The organism is Natronomonas sp. EA1 (assembly GCF_051195035.1).
Taxonomy (GTDB): Archaea; Halobacteriota; Halobacteria; order Halobacteriales; family Haloarculaceae; genus JBNTJV01.
In genome coordinates, this window is sequence record NZ_JBNTJV010000004.1 from 22,327 (window position 1) to 35,493 (window position 13,167).

Here is a 13,167-nt window from a genome sequence, read left to right on the forward strand (position 1 = left end):
CTCAGTACTCCTCCCGGTAGCGCTGGGCGACGACGTCGCTGATGATGTTCATGATGAGCGTGATGACGAACAGCGTGAGCCCGATGGCGAACAGGCTGCGGTAGGCGAGCCCGCCGCCGGTGATGTCGCTGAGGAGCAGCTGGACCATCGCGGCCGTCATCGGGAGGCCGCCGTCGAGGAACGCGGCGGGGTTGATCGGGACGTGGAACTTCGCCTGCGAACCGGCGGCGACGGTGACCGCCATCGTCTCGCCGATGGCCCGCGAGAGCGCGAGGATGAACGACGAGAAGATACCCGAGAGCGCCGCGGGAACGACGATGCCGGTCGACACGTCGAACTTCGTCGCGCCCATCCCGTAGCCGGCCTGCCGGAGGGCGTCCGGTACGGCGGACATCGCGTCCTCGCTGATGGAGGCGACCATCGGGATGATCATGATGCCGACGACGATGCTCGCCGAAAGCAGGTTGAACGTCCCGGTCTGCGGCAGGAACGTCTGGATGACCGGTGTGATGTAGATGAGCGCGAAGAAGCCGTAGACGACGGTCGGAATCCCCGCCAGAATCTCGAGTGCGGGCTTCAAGATGGCGCGCCGCTGCGGGCTCGCGTACTCGCTGAGGTAGATCGCCGTGGCGACCCCGAGCGGGATGGCGATGATCGCCGAACCGAGGGTGATCATCACCGTCGCCGAGACGAGCGCCAGCACGCCGAACTTCCCGTTGTTTATCTCCCAGGTCGTCCCCGTGAGGAAATCGACCAGCGAGGCGGTCGGTCCCTCGACCCCCATAAGCGGGGCGGTGAGGCTGAAGAACTTCGCTGCTTCCGTCACCAGCAGCAGGATGATACTGATCGTGGTGACGACGGAGACCACGGCACACAGAAAGAAAAACGAGCGTGCCAGCAGCTCCGCCGGGGCGTTCTGCGTATTGCGGGTGAGGTCTGTCGTGATATCGTCGGTGCTCATCTACGTGGTTCGTCGTGAGGGCGGTGGTGGAAAAAGCCCTTCGTTCGGGGGGTACGCCGGGGTGTCTGGCGTGCGGGCGCCGTCGGTCTGGGGGGTTACTGTGCGTCCTCGATCGCGTTCTCGAGGGTCTTCATCTGCGCCTGCTTCTGGGATTCATCGAGCGGCACGTAGCCGACGTCCTGGGCGACGACCTCGCGGTTCGTCGTGTTCTCGACCCAGAAGCGGGCGAACGCCGCGACGTGCTCTTCCGCGAGCGAGGACTTCGCGGGATAGGTGAAAAGCGGGCGCGAGAGCGGCTTGTACTCGCCGGATTTGGCCGTCTCCAGCGAGGGCTTCACCGGCCCGTTGCCGTTGTCGATGGCGACGGCGGTCACGCTGTCTTTGTTCTCGCTGTAGTAGGCGAACCCGAGGTAGCCGATCGCGTACTTCGAGCCCTCGACACCCTGGATGATGGTGCGGTCCTGCTCGGTCGCGGAGTAGTCCTGACGGTGGCCGGGGCCGTCCTCACCGATGACCGCCTCGATGAAGTAGTCGTAGGTACCGGACGCGTCGGAGGGGCCGTACAGCTCGATCTCCTCGTCGGGCCAGTCGGCGTTCACGTCGCTCCAGGTCGTCGGCGGGGAGTCGGCCGACCAGATCTCCTTGAGCTGCTCGACGGTGAGCTCCGTCGCCCAGTCGTTCTCGTTGTTGACGACGACCGTCAGCGCGTCGGTCGCCACCTGCAGCTCGACCGGCTCGACGCCGTTGTCGGCACACTGCTTTTTCTCCTCGGGCTTGATCGGCCGAGAGGCGTTGTTGAAGTCGGTCTCGCCGGGGCAGAAGAAGTTGGCGAACCCGCCACCGGAGCCGGTCGACTGGACGTTGATGTTGACCTTCGAGTGGTCCTTCTGGAAGATCTCGGCGAACGCGGTCGCCAGCGGGAACACCGTCGAGGAGCCCGCGATGTCGATCGTGCCCGAGAGGGGCTGGTCGGTCGCCGTGCTGTCGGCACCGCCACTGTTGCCGTCTCCGCCGCCGTTCGTATCGTTTCCGCCGCTGTTCGAACTCTGGTTGTTCTGCGTACAGCCGGCCAGTGCCAGCGTTCCCACCGTCGCACCGGAGACAGTCAGGAACTTGCGCCGCGACACGTTGGACCTCTTGTTTTCCATCACCTGTATGGGGCTGACGAGCGGATAAGTACCCTTCTATGATTTCTCTATCGTATTCTGATTTCTATATAGTGTAACGTTCACATATGCCCGATCCGTCCCCGGCGCATCCACGGTCGGGGGCCCAGTGTGCGCCACTCGTGGCGCTTTCTCCGTGACTCCAGCTGTGGACGACGTCCACCCCGACCCCGGTGAGACCGCCCGGACACCCCCGCACTCTCGGGTGAACCACCGCCCGTACGCGGCCATTCTGTGATGATACGTTCATTCCTACATAAGTATATAGGAATGGATTGTTTTATGGTGTCCGGCCCGGCACGTCCGTACATGGAGACCCGAAAGGTGCAGGTGACAGGCGGCTCGACCTACACGGTGAGCCTCCCCAAGTCGTGGGCGACGGCGAACGGAATCAGCGGCGGGAGCGTCGTGGAGTTCCACCCGGAGGACGGCTCGCTGCTGTTGACGCCGCGCCGCGAGGACGAGAAAGTGGAAGGGACCCTCGAGATCACCGGCCTGCAGGGTGACGAACTCACGCGCGCGGTGATGACGATGTACGTCTCCGGGTTCGACATCATCACGCTCGAGACCGCGCGGGTGACGGCGAAACAGCGCCGCACCATCCGCAACGCCGCTCAGGGGCTCGTCGGCCTCGAGGTCATCTCCGAGACCTCCGAGCGCGTCCAGCTCCAGGACCTGCTCGACTCCTCCGAGCTGTCGATCCACAACGCCATCACCCGGATGCGGCTCGTCGCGACGACGATGCTCGGCGACGCGGTGACGGCGCTCGTCGACAACGACGAGGACCTCTCGGAGGACGTGGTCCAGCGCGACGACGACGTCGACCGACTCTACTCGATGGTCTCTCGCGTCTTCCGCTCGATCCTCCGGGACCCCCGTGCCGCGGCCGAAATCGGGCTCGACCGCGAGACGGCGTTCGACTACCACTCCTCCGCGCGCCAGCTGGAGCGGGTGGCCGACCACGCGACGAAGATCGCCCGCATCTCACAGGAGCTCGACGAGGTCGCGGAGGCGGCCGTCGACGACCTCAACGACCTCCTGGACGCCGCTGTCTCCGTGCTCGAGGGGTCGCTGGACGCCCTCCTCGAGGACGACTCCGACCGGGCCACCCGGATGGCCAACGAGGCGCGCGAGCGCGTCGAGAGCGTGGACGACCTCGTGCGCGAAGTGGACACCCACATCCGCGAGCTGGACCCCCAGCAGGCCCAGCTGCTCGGACTCGTCGTCGACTCGCTCTCACGGAGCGCGGACTACGGGGGGAACATCGCGGAGACGGCGCTCCAGAAGGCCGCGCCGAAGCCGTAGCTACGCGAGCGAAAAAGAACGGAGAATCGAATCGAGTTCTATTCCTCGTCGACGAGGACGGCGTTGACCTGCCCGTCCTGACCGGGACGGGAGGTGACGCGAGCGAGCCCCTCGGAGGTCTCGACGAGCGCCCCCTTCGTGATGATGTTCCGGCGCACGTAGTTCGGGTTGGCGTCGTTCTCGACGACGTTCTCGATGGTGGCCTCGACCGTCTCGGCACCCGTCGCGACGCTCGCGACGTCCGTCTGCAGCGCGCGGACCTTGCTGCCGCCGCCGCGGGCCTTGACCGTCTTCAGCTTGCGGTCGCCGACGCGCGTCTCGGTCGGGGAGGTACCGAGCTCGTGCTTTTTCTTCTTGCGAATCGGGCGTCGTCGCCCACCGGTGCGCTTGCGCGGAGAACGTCCGTGGCTCTTCATACGGGGTACGTCGGCGAGCGCGTACTTCAATCGCTCGTCTTGGCCCCGCGACCGACGGGTCTTTGGCCGGCCCAGTCGCACCCACCCGTATGAGCCTCCGTCTCGCCGTCGCCGCCCCCTTCCAGCGGGCGGGAACGGACACGATGGCCGAAAGCGAGTTCGTCGTCGCCCTCTCGCTCGACCGCGACTGGTTCTCCCCCGACCAGGCGAAACGCCTCGTCGACGTGGCCGCGAGCGAGGGCCTCCTCACCCGGACAGACGACGGTCTCCGCGTGGCGTTCGACGCCGCGAGCACCGACGTTCCCGAGGATTTCCGCCCCGGCGAGGACGTGCTCCGCCAGCGGTCGGTCTTCGAGAAGGTGCTCGACGCCCTCGTCGACGCGGGGGTCGCGAAACAGGAGGCGGTCGCGAACGTGAACAGCCTCCAGTCCGAGTTGGGCGTCACCGTCGAGGCCGCGGCCGTCCTCTACGCCCACCGACAGGGCATCGACGTGCAGGACCACGCCAGCACCGCCCTCGGTGAGCTCTGATGGTCCAGGATAGACTCCGGGACGGGAAACGCATCGCCGAGTTGCTCTCCTCGGAGGTCCACGGCGCCGAGCGCGGCCCCCTCGGCCGGATCGCCGTGACCGACGCGGACCGCGAGGTCGAGCCCACCGAGTTCGGGGCCTACGCCTACGCGCTCTCGCTGGATGGAGAGAAGATAGCCACCGTTCACGTCCACCCGGACCGCGCGCACGTGGCGTTCCGGGTTCAGCCGGACGTGGCCGCACAGGTGGGGAGAGCGCGCGGGCTCCGGACCCGACCGAAGGCCGTCGAGCCGCCGCGGACGCTCGTCTTCGTCGAGGACGGGGCCGAGGTGAAACGCGTCGCCCACGTGCTCCGGGCCGTCGTCGAGGCGGTCGAGGATTAGAACAGGGAGTCGAGCACGTCCGGCAGGTCGCTTCTGATGGCGTCCCGCTGAACCGTCGCCGCGGCGTCGGGGTGTGGTTCCGGCCCCCCCTCGTACAGAACTTGCACGGGCACCAGCCCCGCGGCCGCCGCGCCCTCGATGTCGGCGACGGGGTCGTTGCCGACGTAGGCCGTCTGCCCGGGGGTCGACCCGAGCGCGTCACACAGCGCCTCGAAGGCGTGAGCCGAGGGCTTCGGTGCGGGGAGCCCACCCGTGACGACCGTGACGTCGAAGAGCGCCGTCCACCCGAGCCGTTCGAGCTTGTGCGTCTGGGTCGTCACCGGCCCGTCGGTGAGCAGTCCCACGGGGCGGTCGGCCCGCAGTGCGCGAACGAGCTCGGCCGCTCCCGGGACGGGGGTGAGCGCGGCCTGGATCTCCTCGCGGTAGGCCGTCGCGAGCGACTCGGGCGAGACCTCCGTCTCGTGGTCCGCGAGGAGGGCCTCGAAGACGGGTTCGCGGGTGTCGCTCCCGCTGTGGGCCGCGTGGGCGTCGAGATACTCCTCACGGGAGATGGGGGGTGCCTCGACGCGCTCGCGGGCCGCGGCGAGGATGCTCGCCCGGTCGTCGTCGACGACGGCGAGGGTGGCATCGAGGTCGAACCCGACCGTATACACGCTTCAAGCGAGGGGGCGAACGGGCTTGACTGTGCCGGATGGTAAACTTCTCATTCTCGCGCAGGGAGCCACGGGTAATGGGCTTCTTCGAGGACCTCGCGGCTCGCATCGACTCCGTGGACAGCGTCGTCTCGGTGGGGCTGGACCCCGACCCGGCGCGCATCCCCGCGTTCATCGATTCCGACCTCCCGCGGTGGGCGTTCAACCGCCGGGTCATCGACGCCACGCACGAACACGCGGCCTGCTACAAGCCGAACGCGGCGTTCTACGAGGACGCCGACGGGTGGCGCGCGCTCCGCGAGACGGTCGCCTACGCCCACGGGAAGGGCGTCCCCGTCCTGCTCGACGCGAAGCGGGGGGACATCGGCAATACGGCCAGACAGTATGCGAAGGTCCTCGACGAGGTGGACGCCATCACCGTCAACCCCTATCTGGGCCGCGACTCACTCGAACCCTTCCTCTCGCGGGAGGAGAAGGGGGTCATCGTCCTCGCGCGCACCTCCAACCAGGGGGCGACGGATTTCCAGAACCTCGAAGTCGGAAACGGAAAGACGCTCTACGAGTACGTCGCCCAGCGCGCCGCGGAGTGGAACCACAACGGGAACGTGGGACTCGTCGTCGGCGCGACGGCCCCCGAGGAGCTCGAACGCGTCCGCGAGCTGGTCCCCGACCTCCCGTTCCTCGTCCCCGGCGTGGGGGCGCAGGGTGGTGACGCCGAAGCCGCCGTCGAATACGGGCTCGCAGACGGAGTGGGTCTCGTGAACTCCTCCCGTGGCATCATCTTCGCCGGCGAATCCGCCGACGACGAGCAGGGGTACTTCCGCGCGGTCGGCAACGCGGCGAAGCAGCTCAAAGGCCGGCTGAACCGCTATCGGTAGCTACAGCCGGTGCGTGTCGACGCCGTCGGTGAACCCCTCCTCCTCCTCCCGCTCGACACGGGAACGGGGTTTCCGGGTCTCCCCCGCACACCGCTCACAGAACCCCGTCTCGGGGTCGTAGTGCTCGTCACAGACGAGCCGCCCGCAGCGGTCACAGGAGAACTCGGCGTGGCCCTCGGCACAGAGGTCACAGAGGCCGGTCACGCTCATACTCCTTCTAGACGGGGCTCGCGGAAAAGCCCCCGTGTCGCTACCGGTTCGGCTCGACGAGCAGCTTCACGTCGTCGCTCTCGGGGTCGCGGAGCCGGTCGAACCCCTCCGTGATGCGGTCGAGCGGGAGCCGGCCGGTGACGAGCGGGTCGGGGTCGAGCCGGCCGTCGACGAGCAGCTGGACCACCATCTCGAACTCCCCGTCCACGTCCGGGCCGTGGTAGGCGACGCTCCCCGTCACCGTCTTCTCCGCGAGCACGATGTGGTTCGGGTTCGTCGTCACCGCCTCCTCCCAGAGGCTCACGACGGTGGTCCGGCCCTGGGGAGCCGTCGCCCGAACCGAATCGGTGAACGCCGCCGCCACGCCCGCGGCCTCGAACGCGATGTCGACCCCGCCGTCGGTGGTCGATTTGATGGCCCGAACGGCGTCCGTCTCGGTCGGGTCGATGCACTCGTCGGCCCCGCAGTCGGCCGCCCGCTCGCGCCGTGCCGCGCGGGGTTCGGAGAGGAACACGGTCCCCGCGCCGGCGGCCCGCGCACACTGCACCACCGCGAGCCCGATGGGGCCGCCCCCGAACACGGCGACGGTGTCACCCGCGCGGAGGCCCGACCGGCGGACGGCGTGGAGCGCGACGGCGAAGGGTTCGACCAGCGCGCCGGCTTCGAGGGGGACCTCGCCCAGCGGGACGACGCGCGCCGCGTCGACGACGACCGACTCGGCGAAGCCACCCGGCCCACCCGAGAGGCCGAGGTACCCCGTCGAGGCGCAGAGGTGGTACTGGCCCGCTCGGCACTGCGCGCAGTCGCCGCACGAGAGCAGGGGGTTCACCGCGACGCCGTCGCCGACCTCGGTTCCTGTCACGCCCGCCCCGACCTCGGTGACGGTTCCGGCGAACTCGTGGCCCATGCGGATGGGGAGGGTCTCGTTCGTGATGGGATGGGGGGTCTCGTCGGGGATGAAGAGGGGCCCCGCCGCGTACTCGTGGAGGTCCGAGCCGCAGATGCCGCAGGCCGCGACCGCGATGCGGACCTCCCCTGTTCCGACGGGGTCCGTCTCCAGTTCCTCGACCCGGATATCCTCCCGTCCGTGGTATCGCGCGGCGTTCATGGCTCACGGTGTCACGGTTTCCGCATAAAGACGCGGTGCCGTGTTCCGTCGCCGAGAGGCTTACACCCCCACGGTCCCAATCCCGGATGTGGACCGTTCCCGTCTCGTCGTCGGCCTCGCCGCCGTGTTCGCGGGGATGACCGTCTTCCTGGTCGTCCTCGCGGCCGTCCTCCGCGAGGTGGTCGTCCTCGGTGTCGCCCTCCCCTTCGGTGCCGCCACCTACCTGTTCTGGTACCACGCCTCCGGGCGCATCCGCGAGGGGATCCACGAGCGGGCGCGCCGACAGGCCGCCGCGCGCGAGGCCCGCGAGCGCGAGTCGGGTGGGTTCGGTGCCGGCCCCCGCGAGCAGTGGGAGCGTGCCGGCCGACGGGCGCGAGCGGGGGGCCAGCGCACTCGACAGCGTACCCGAAAGCGCGTCCAGCCGAACCCCGGCCCCTCCCGCGAGCAGGCCTATCGCACCTTGGGTCTCTCCCCCGGCGCGGACGAGGAGGCCGTGAAATCGGCCTACCGGGAGAAGGTGAAGGAGACGCACCCCGACCGGGGCGGCTCGGAAGAGCAGTTCAAGAAGGTGACGCGGGCGTACGACCGGCTCTCGTAGCCGGGGTTTTGATAGCCGCCGCGTTCCACCTTCCGCTATGACACCCCCGCTCGCCGTCGACATCGACGGCACGCTCACCCGCCAGGACAAGTCCATCGACCCACGGGTCTTCGACGTCCTCCGCGCGTGGGCCGACGAGGCACCCGTCATCATCGCGACGGGGAAGGCATTTCCCTACCCCGTCGGCCTCTGTGAGTTCCTCGGCATCCCGCTGCGTGCCATCGCGGAGAACGGCGGCGTCGTCTACGTCGAGGAGGCCGGCGAGGTCGTCTACAACGGGGACCCCGACGCGGCCTGGGCCGTCGCGGAGGCGTTCGAGCAGGAGGGGTACGACCTGGGGTGGGGCCCCGCCGACATGGTGAACCGCTGGCGGGAGACGGAGGTGGCCGTCTCGCTCGACAGACCGGGCGACCGCCTGCGGGAGCTCGCGGCCCGCGAGGGCCAGGAGGTCGTGGACACGGGCTACGCCTACCACGTGAAATCCCCGAGCGTGAACAAGGGGACGGGGCTCGTCTCCGCGGCCGACGGGCTCGGCCTCGACCCGGAAGAGTTCGTCGCCGTCGGCGACTCCGAGAACGACGCGGAGGTGTTCACCGTCGCCGGTGAGTCGTTCGCCGTCGCCAACGCCGACGAGCACGCGCGGGCCGCCGCCGACCACGTCCTCGACGCCTCCTTCGCCGACGGCTTCCTCGCCGTCGCGGAGTCGTTCGGCATCGCAACGCAGTAGTCCCCCCGCCGGACACGTCCGGTGTGCGCCGTGCCGCCCTCGCCCCGTTGCTCGCCGCCGCCATCTGGGGCGGCCTCTACGTCGTCTCGAAGTGGGCGTTCGCCGCGATTCCGCCGCTCACGCTGGCCTTCCTTCGCATCGCGCTCGGGGGCGGGGTGCTCCTCGCCGTCGTCCGCACCACCAAGCCTTCTCGGGAGTTCTCCCGCACGGATTGGAGGGGGTTCGCGATACTCGCCGCGTGGCTCACCCTCTCTATCGCCACGCAGTTCGTCGGCACGGACCTCACGAACGCCTCGCAGGGCTCCGTCGTCACCGTCCTCACGCCCGTGTTCACCCTCGCGCTCGGCGTCGTCTGGTTCGGGGAGTCGCTCTCGCCCCGAAAACTGGGTGGAACGGCCCTCGCGGTGGTGGGAACCGTCGTCCTGCTCTCGGGGCAGTACGACCTCGCCTCGATCGCGGCCGGGAACCTGCTGGGCGTGGGCTTTCTCGTCGTCGCGAGCGGCACCTTCGCCGCGTACACCGTCTTCGGCACCCCCCTCATCCGGCGCTACTCCGCGCTGGAGACCGCGACGTACGCGACCTGTCTCTCGATACCGCCGTTCGCCCTGCTCTCTGCGTGGGAGCTCTCACGGGGCGTGGGCCCGATTCCCCTCACCGTCCCCGTCGTCGCGGCCGTCGGCTATCTCGGCGTCGTCGCCACCGCCGGCGCGTGGTATCTCTGGTATAAGGGGCTCGAAACCGTCTCCGCGGGGACGGTCGCCGTGTTCTTCTTCGCCCAGCCCGCGGTGGGGGTGGCGCTCGGGGCGGCCCTGCTCGCGGAGCCCGTGGGGCCGCGGTTTCTCGCGGGCGCGACCGTGATGGCCGTCGGCGTCTATCTCGTCGCCAGCGTAAACGGGTGAGACCAGGCGAGAGTCGGGTCTACTTGCCGATTTCCGGGCGAAGGCTTTTCTTGGGTGGGTCGTTACCGTCTCACGTATATGAGCGCCGACCGAGCGCTCCTCGACCACGCGTTAGAACGCGGGGAAGAGGAGGGCGGGAGCGTCGAATTCAAGGAGCGCTTGACGAGGATGGTCCACCTTGCGTCCGGCCGGATGGAGTCACTCGCCGCCCAGCTGCGCCACCGGGTGCTGTCGGGCGACGGGGAGGCCACCTACGTCGTGGGCGTGACGGACGACGGCGGCGTCGCCGGCATCGCTCCTGAGGCGTTCTCGGAGTCGATGGACGTGCTCTCGCTGCTCGCAGAGGAGGCCGGTGCCCACATCGACGACGTGCAGACGTGGGGGGTCGACGGCGGCGAGAAGGGTATCGTCGGCGTCGCCACCATCCGCGAAGGCGCGATGCTGGAGACGGACGACGACCACCTCGTCGTCGGCACCGCGGGCCACGTCGACCACGGGAAGAGCACCCTCGTCGGCTCCCTGGTGACGGGCACCCCGGACGACGGGCAGGGCGGCACCCGGTCGTACCTGGACGTCCAGCCCCACGAGATGGAGCGCGGCCTCTCCGCCGACCTCTCCTACGGCGTCTACGGCTTCGACCGCGAGGGGACGCCGATGCACATGACCAATCCCCACCGGAAGTCGGACCGGGCGCGCATCGTCGAGGAGGCGGACCGGGTGGTCTCGTTCGTCGACACCGTGGGCCACGAGCCGTGGCTCCGTACGACGATCCGCGGCCTCGTCGGCCAGAAACTCGACTACGGCCTGCTCGTCGTCGCCGCGGACGACGGCCCGACGAAGACCACCCGTGAGCATCTCGGTATCCTGCTCGCCACCGATTTACCCACTATCGTCGCGCTGACGAAATGCGACGTGGTCTCCGAGGAGCGCGTCCGCGAGGTGGAACGCGAGGTGGAACGTCTCCTCCGGGGGGCCGACCGCGTCCCGCTGCCCATCGGACGCCACGGCGTCGACGCCGCGGTCGAAGAGATATCCGAGACGGTCGTCCCCCTGCTCACGACGAGCGCGGTGACGATGGACGGGCTCGACACCCTCGACGAGCTCTTTTCGAGACTGCCGAAGACGAGCCACGACGCCGGGGAGTTCTGCATGTACGTGGACCGCACGTACAACGTCACCGGGGTCGGTGCGGTCGCTTCGGGCACCGTGAAATCCGGACGCGTCTCCGCGGGCGACGAACTGCTCATCGGCCCGCGCGCGGACGGCTCGTTCGTCGAGGTCGAGGTCAGGAGCATCGAGACGCACTACTACCGCGTGGACGAGGCGCAGGCGGGCCGAATCGTCGGTATCGCGCTGAAGGGCGTCAAGGAGACCGAGATCGAACGCGGGATGGTGCTCGTCCCGCGGGACGCCACCCCGAACCCCGTTCGTTCGTTCGAGGCCGACCTGATGGTGCTCAATCACCCGACTCGCATCGGGGAGGGGTACGAGCCGGTCGTCCACCTCGAAACCGTGAGCGAGGCGGTCACGGTCTCTCCCGACGAGGGGCACCTCCTACCCGGCGACACCGGTACTGCGACGCTTCGATTCAAGTTCCGCCCCTACCACATCGAGGAGGGCCAGCGGTTCGTCTTCCGCGAGGGCTCCTCGAAGGGGGTCGGCACCGTGACGCGGGTCGAGTGAGCCTTTATTTCCCCGGGGCGTAGGTCGGGGTATGCGACGGTTCGCTACCCGCGTCCTCCTGGGGCTCGTCGGTGCGGTCATGCTGCTGTTCTACCTCGGCCTCGGCTATCTCGGCTACCGGGTGTTCGCGACCCTCTGGGCCGGCCGCCCGGATCTCACCACGACGGTCGCCGTCCTCCTGCTCACCACGCTGTTCCTCGGCTATCTGAGCTACCAGTTCGGCACCGCCCGCCTGCTCTCGGAGCTCGGTGCGACGGAGATTCCCCGGGAGCGCGCCCCCGAACTCTACCGGCTCGTCGACTCGCTCGCCGACCGCATGGACACCCCCGCCCCCCGGCTGTTCGTCGCGAGCATGGACGCGCCGAACGCGCTCGCCGTCGGCGGCTCCCGCGAGGGCGACATCGTCCTCGATGGGCGACTCTTTCGGCTGCTCGACGCCGAGGAGATCGAGGTGCTGCTCGCCCACGAACTCGCCCACCTCGAGAGCCACGACGGGTTCATCCAGACGCTCGGCTACTCGCTCGCCCAGACGGTCGGTGGGCTGCTCACCCTCCTTCTCCTCCCCATCGCCGTCGTCGTCGCCGGGGTCGCCCGCGCGCTCGCCTACCTGCGTGGGGACCCGCCCGGCGTCCGGGCGGCCGCCGCGCGGGTCCACGCGCTCGTCGGGAGCGTCGTCGTCCTCCTGATGGTCGCGTTCACGCTCCTCCTGCGGGCCCACTCGCGCCGGAGAGAGTATCTCGCGGACGACCGGGCGGTCGAGGTGACGGGGAACCCCGGTGCGCTCGCCGACGCGCTCCGGAAGATAGAGCGCGCGGCCTCCCCCGACTGGGGGGTGCTCTCGCCGCTGTACATCCACGGGGACGAACAGGGGCTCATGACCCGCCTGCTCGCGACCCACCCGCCGATGGACGAGCGGGTCGCACGGCTCAGAAAGCGCGTGCCACAGCCCCAGAGAATCGAGATTCGCTAGCTCAGTAGAGCGTCCCGAGGTCCGCGAGCGTCCCGAAGGTGTGGTGCGGCCGCGGGTCCGGGTCGTCGATGCGCTCCTCGTCGGTGGGGATCCACGCGCTCGCCACCCCGGCGGCGTGCGCCCCGGCCACGTCCGAGGTCAGGGAGTTCCCGACGTGGACCGTTCGGTCGGGCGCCACTCCGAGCGCCTCGCAGGCCCGGTGGAACCCTTCGGGTGCGGGCTTCGCGGGGGTGTCGTAGCCCGCGTGGACCACCACCTCGAAGCGGTCCGCGAGCCCCAACCCCTCCAGCTTCTGCGCCTGCATATCGGGCGCGCCGTTGGTGACGACGCCGACGGGGACCGACAGCGAGTCGAGCACCCCGATACCCGGGAGCGGAACCACGTCGCGGTGGTCGCGCTCGGCGGCGAAGGCGTCGGCGATGGCCCTCCCTATCCCCGCATCGTGGCCCGCCTCGCTCGCCAGGTCGGCGAAGCAGGCCCGCCGGAGCTCGTTCACGCTGTCCGTCGAGTCAACGTACGCGCCGTAGCGTTCGAAGTAGTCGGCCACCGAGAAGCAGGGCTCGACGCCCACGTCGTCGAACGCGAGTGCGAGCAGTTCGCCCGCGGAGCGCCGATACGCGCAGAGGGTGTCGTCGATATCGAAGAGGACCGCGTCGTACATGCGCGGCTCTCGGCTGCGG

The 13,167-nt window shown here is 69.2% G+C and carries 16 protein-coding genes; 9 read left to right on the forward strand and 7 right to left on the reverse strand.

The window, feature by feature from the left end; genetic code table 11:
• Position 1: 1 nt before the first annotated feature.
• A complete protein-coding gene (pstC, locus tag ACQUQR_RS13455) occupies positions 2-961 on the reverse strand; it encodes a phosphate ABC transporter permease subunit PstC (RefSeq protein WP_435197017.1) in 960 nt (319 codons plus the stop codon).
• Between the two features lie 95 nt (positions 962-1,056).
• Entirely contained in the window at positions 1,057-2,112 is a 1,056-nt protein-coding gene (locus ACQUQR_RS13460) for a PstS family phosphate ABC transporter substrate-binding protein (RefSeq protein ID WP_435197018.1), read from the reverse strand.
• Positions 2,113-2,436: 324 nt separating this feature from the next.
• On the opposite strand from ACQUQR_RS13460, the gene ACQUQR_RS13465 reads away from it, so the two are divergent.
• Complete coding sequence (locus ACQUQR_RS13465; protein ID WP_435197019.1) at positions 2,437-3,432, forward strand: PhoU domain-containing protein; 996 nt, start codon at positions 2,437-2,439, stop codon at positions 3,430-3,432.
• A 38-nt stretch (positions 3,433-3,470) separates the two neighbouring features.
• On the opposite strand, the gene ACQUQR_RS13470 is transcribed toward ACQUQR_RS13465, so the two are convergent.
• The gene (locus ACQUQR_RS13470) at positions 3,471-3,848 is read right to left on the reverse strand and encodes a 30S ribosomal protein S8e (protein ID WP_435197020.1); all 378 of its coding nucleotides are present in this window, start codon (positions 3,846-3,848) and stop codon (positions 3,471-3,473) included.
• An 89-nt stretch (positions 3,849-3,937) separates the two neighbouring features.
• Here ACQUQR_RS13470 and ACQUQR_RS13475 point away from each other — a divergent pair, with 89 nt between their 5' ends.
• Both ACQUQR_RS13475 and ACQUQR_RS13480 read left to right on the forward strand, forming a co-directional pair.
• Positions 3,938-4,378, forward strand: a complete 441-nt coding sequence (locus ACQUQR_RS13475) for a DUF2240 family protein (RefSeq protein WP_435197021.1) — start codon at positions 3,938-3,940, stop codon at positions 4,376-4,378.
• Positions 4,378-4,761 (forward strand): hypothetical protein, encoded by a 384-nt coding sequence (locus ACQUQR_RS13480; protein ID WP_435197022.1) that lies wholly within the window; start codon positions 4,378-4,380, stop codon positions 4,759-4,761. The genes ACQUQR_RS13475 and ACQUQR_RS13480 overlap by 1 nt, the downstream gene beginning before the upstream one ends.
• On the opposite strand, the gene ACQUQR_RS13485 is transcribed toward ACQUQR_RS13480, so the two are convergent.
• On the reverse strand, positions 4,758-5,414 hold the full coding sequence (locus ACQUQR_RS13485) for an HAD family hydrolase (protein ID WP_435197023.1): 657 nt from the start codon (positions 5,412-5,414) through the stop codon (positions 4,758-4,760). The two genes, ACQUQR_RS13480 and ACQUQR_RS13485, sit on opposite strands and share 4 nt — an antisense overlap.
• A 77-nt stretch (positions 5,415-5,491) precedes the next feature.
• On the opposite strand from ACQUQR_RS13485, the gene pyrF reads away from it, so the two are divergent.
• The gene (gene pyrF, locus ACQUQR_RS13490) at positions 5,492-6,292 is read left to right on the forward strand and encodes an orotidine-5'-phosphate decarboxylase (protein ID WP_435197024.1); all 801 of its coding nucleotides are present in this window, start codon (positions 5,492-5,494) and stop codon (positions 6,290-6,292) included.
• On the opposite strand, the gene ACQUQR_RS13495 is transcribed toward pyrF, so the two are convergent.
• Positions 6,293-6,502, reverse strand: coding sequence for a hypothetical protein (locus ACQUQR_RS13495; RefSeq protein ID WP_435197025.1), 210 nt, complete (start codon positions 6,500-6,502; stop codon positions 6,293-6,295). It lies immediately after the preceding gene.
• 40 nt (positions 6,503-6,542) lie between these two features.
• Complete coding sequence (locus ACQUQR_RS13500; protein WP_435197026.1) at positions 6,543-7,610, reverse strand: 2,3-butanediol dehydrogenase; 1,068 nt, start codon at positions 7,608-7,610, stop codon at positions 6,543-6,545.
• An 88-nt stretch (positions 7,611-7,698) separates the two neighbouring features.
• Between ACQUQR_RS13500 and ACQUQR_RS13505 the strand changes: the two genes are divergently transcribed.
• The 5 genes from ACQUQR_RS13505 (at position 7,699) to ACQUQR_RS13525 (ending at position 12,487) form a co-directional block, all read left to right on the forward strand.
• A complete protein-coding gene (locus ACQUQR_RS13505; protein ID WP_435197027.1) occupies positions 7,699-8,208 on the forward strand; it encodes a J domain-containing protein in 510 nt (169 codons plus the stop codon).
• A 37-nt stretch (positions 8,209-8,245) separates the two neighbouring features.
• The gene (locus ACQUQR_RS13510) at positions 8,246-8,935 is read left to right on the forward strand and encodes a phosphoglycolate phosphatase (protein WP_435197028.1); all 690 of its coding nucleotides are present in this window, start codon (positions 8,246-8,248) and stop codon (positions 8,933-8,935) included.
• A gap of 23 nt (positions 8,936-8,958) precedes the next feature.
• On the forward strand, positions 8,959-9,834 hold the full coding sequence (locus tag ACQUQR_RS13515; RefSeq protein ID WP_435197029.1) for a DMT family transporter: 876 nt from the start codon (positions 8,959-8,961) through the stop codon (positions 9,832-9,834).
• A gap of 78 nt (positions 9,835-9,912) precedes the next feature.
• On the forward strand, positions 9,913-11,517 hold the full coding sequence (locus tag ACQUQR_RS13520) for a GTPBP1 family GTP-binding protein (RefSeq protein ID WP_435197030.1): 1,605 nt from the start codon (positions 9,913-9,915) through the stop codon (positions 11,515-11,517).
• A gap of 31 nt (positions 11,518-11,548) precedes the next feature.
• Complete coding sequence (locus ACQUQR_RS13525; RefSeq protein WP_435197031.1) at positions 11,549-12,487, forward strand: M48 family metallopeptidase; 939 nt, start codon at positions 11,549-11,551, stop codon at positions 12,485-12,487.
• A gap of 1 nt (position 12,488) precedes the next feature.
• Here the strand turns inward: ACQUQR_RS13525 and ACQUQR_RS13530 are convergent, their stop codons facing one another.
• Positions 12,489-13,148: an HAD family hydrolase gene (locus ACQUQR_RS13530; protein WP_435197032.1), complete on the reverse strand. Its 660-nt coding sequence runs from the start codon at positions 13,146-13,148 to the stop codon at positions 12,489-12,491.
• Between the last annotated feature and the right edge of the window lie 19 nt (positions 13,149-13,167).

Excerpts from the sequence above, each read along its gene's own strand:
- pstC (WP_435197017.1), bottom strand. The coding sequence starts at position 961 with ATGAGCACCGACGATATCACGACAGACCTCACCCGCAATACGCAGAAC.
- ACQUQR_RS13465 (WP_435197019.1), top strand. The coding sequence starts at position 2,437 with ATGGAGACCCGAAAGGTGCAGGTGACAGGCGGCTCGACCTACACGGTG.
- ACQUQR_RS13470 (WP_435197020.1), bottom strand. The coding sequence starts at position 3,848 with ATGAAGAGCCACGGACGTTCTCCGCGCAAGCGCACCGGTGGGCGACGA.
- ACQUQR_RS13475 (WP_435197021.1), top strand. The coding sequence starts at position 3,938 with ATGAGCCTCCGTCTCGCCGTCGCCGCCCCCTTCCAGCGGGCGGGAACG.
- ACQUQR_RS13480 (WP_435197022.1), top strand. The coding sequence starts at position 4,378 with ATGGTCCAGGATAGACTCCGGGACGGGAAACGCATCGCCGAGTTGCTC.
- pyrF (WP_435197024.1), top strand. The coding sequence starts at position 5,492 with ATGGGCTTCTTCGAGGACCTCGCGGCTCGCATCGACTCCGTGGACAGC.
- ACQUQR_RS13495 (WP_435197025.1), bottom strand. The coding sequence starts at position 6,502 with ATGAGCGTGACCGGCCTCTGTGACCTCTGTGCCGAGGGCCACGCCGAG.
- ACQUQR_RS13500 (WP_435197026.1), bottom strand. The coding sequence starts at position 7,610 with ATGAACGCCGCGCGATACCACGGACGGGAGGATATCCGGGTCGAGGAA.
- ACQUQR_RS13510 (WP_435197028.1), top strand. The coding sequence starts at position 8,246 with ATGACACCCCCGCTCGCCGTCGACATCGACGGCACGCTCACCCGCCAG.
- ACQUQR_RS13520 (WP_435197030.1), top strand. The coding sequence starts at position 9,913 with ATGAGCGCCGACCGAGCGCTCCTCGACCACGCGTTAGAACGCGGGGAA.
- ACQUQR_RS13525 (WP_435197031.1), top strand. The coding sequence starts at position 11,549 with ATGCGACGGTTCGCTACCCGCGTCCTCCTGGGGCTCGTCGGTGCGGTC.
- ACQUQR_RS13530 (WP_435197032.1), bottom strand. The coding sequence starts at position 13,148 with ATGTACGACGCGGTCCTCTTCGATATCGACGACACCCTCTGCGCGTAT.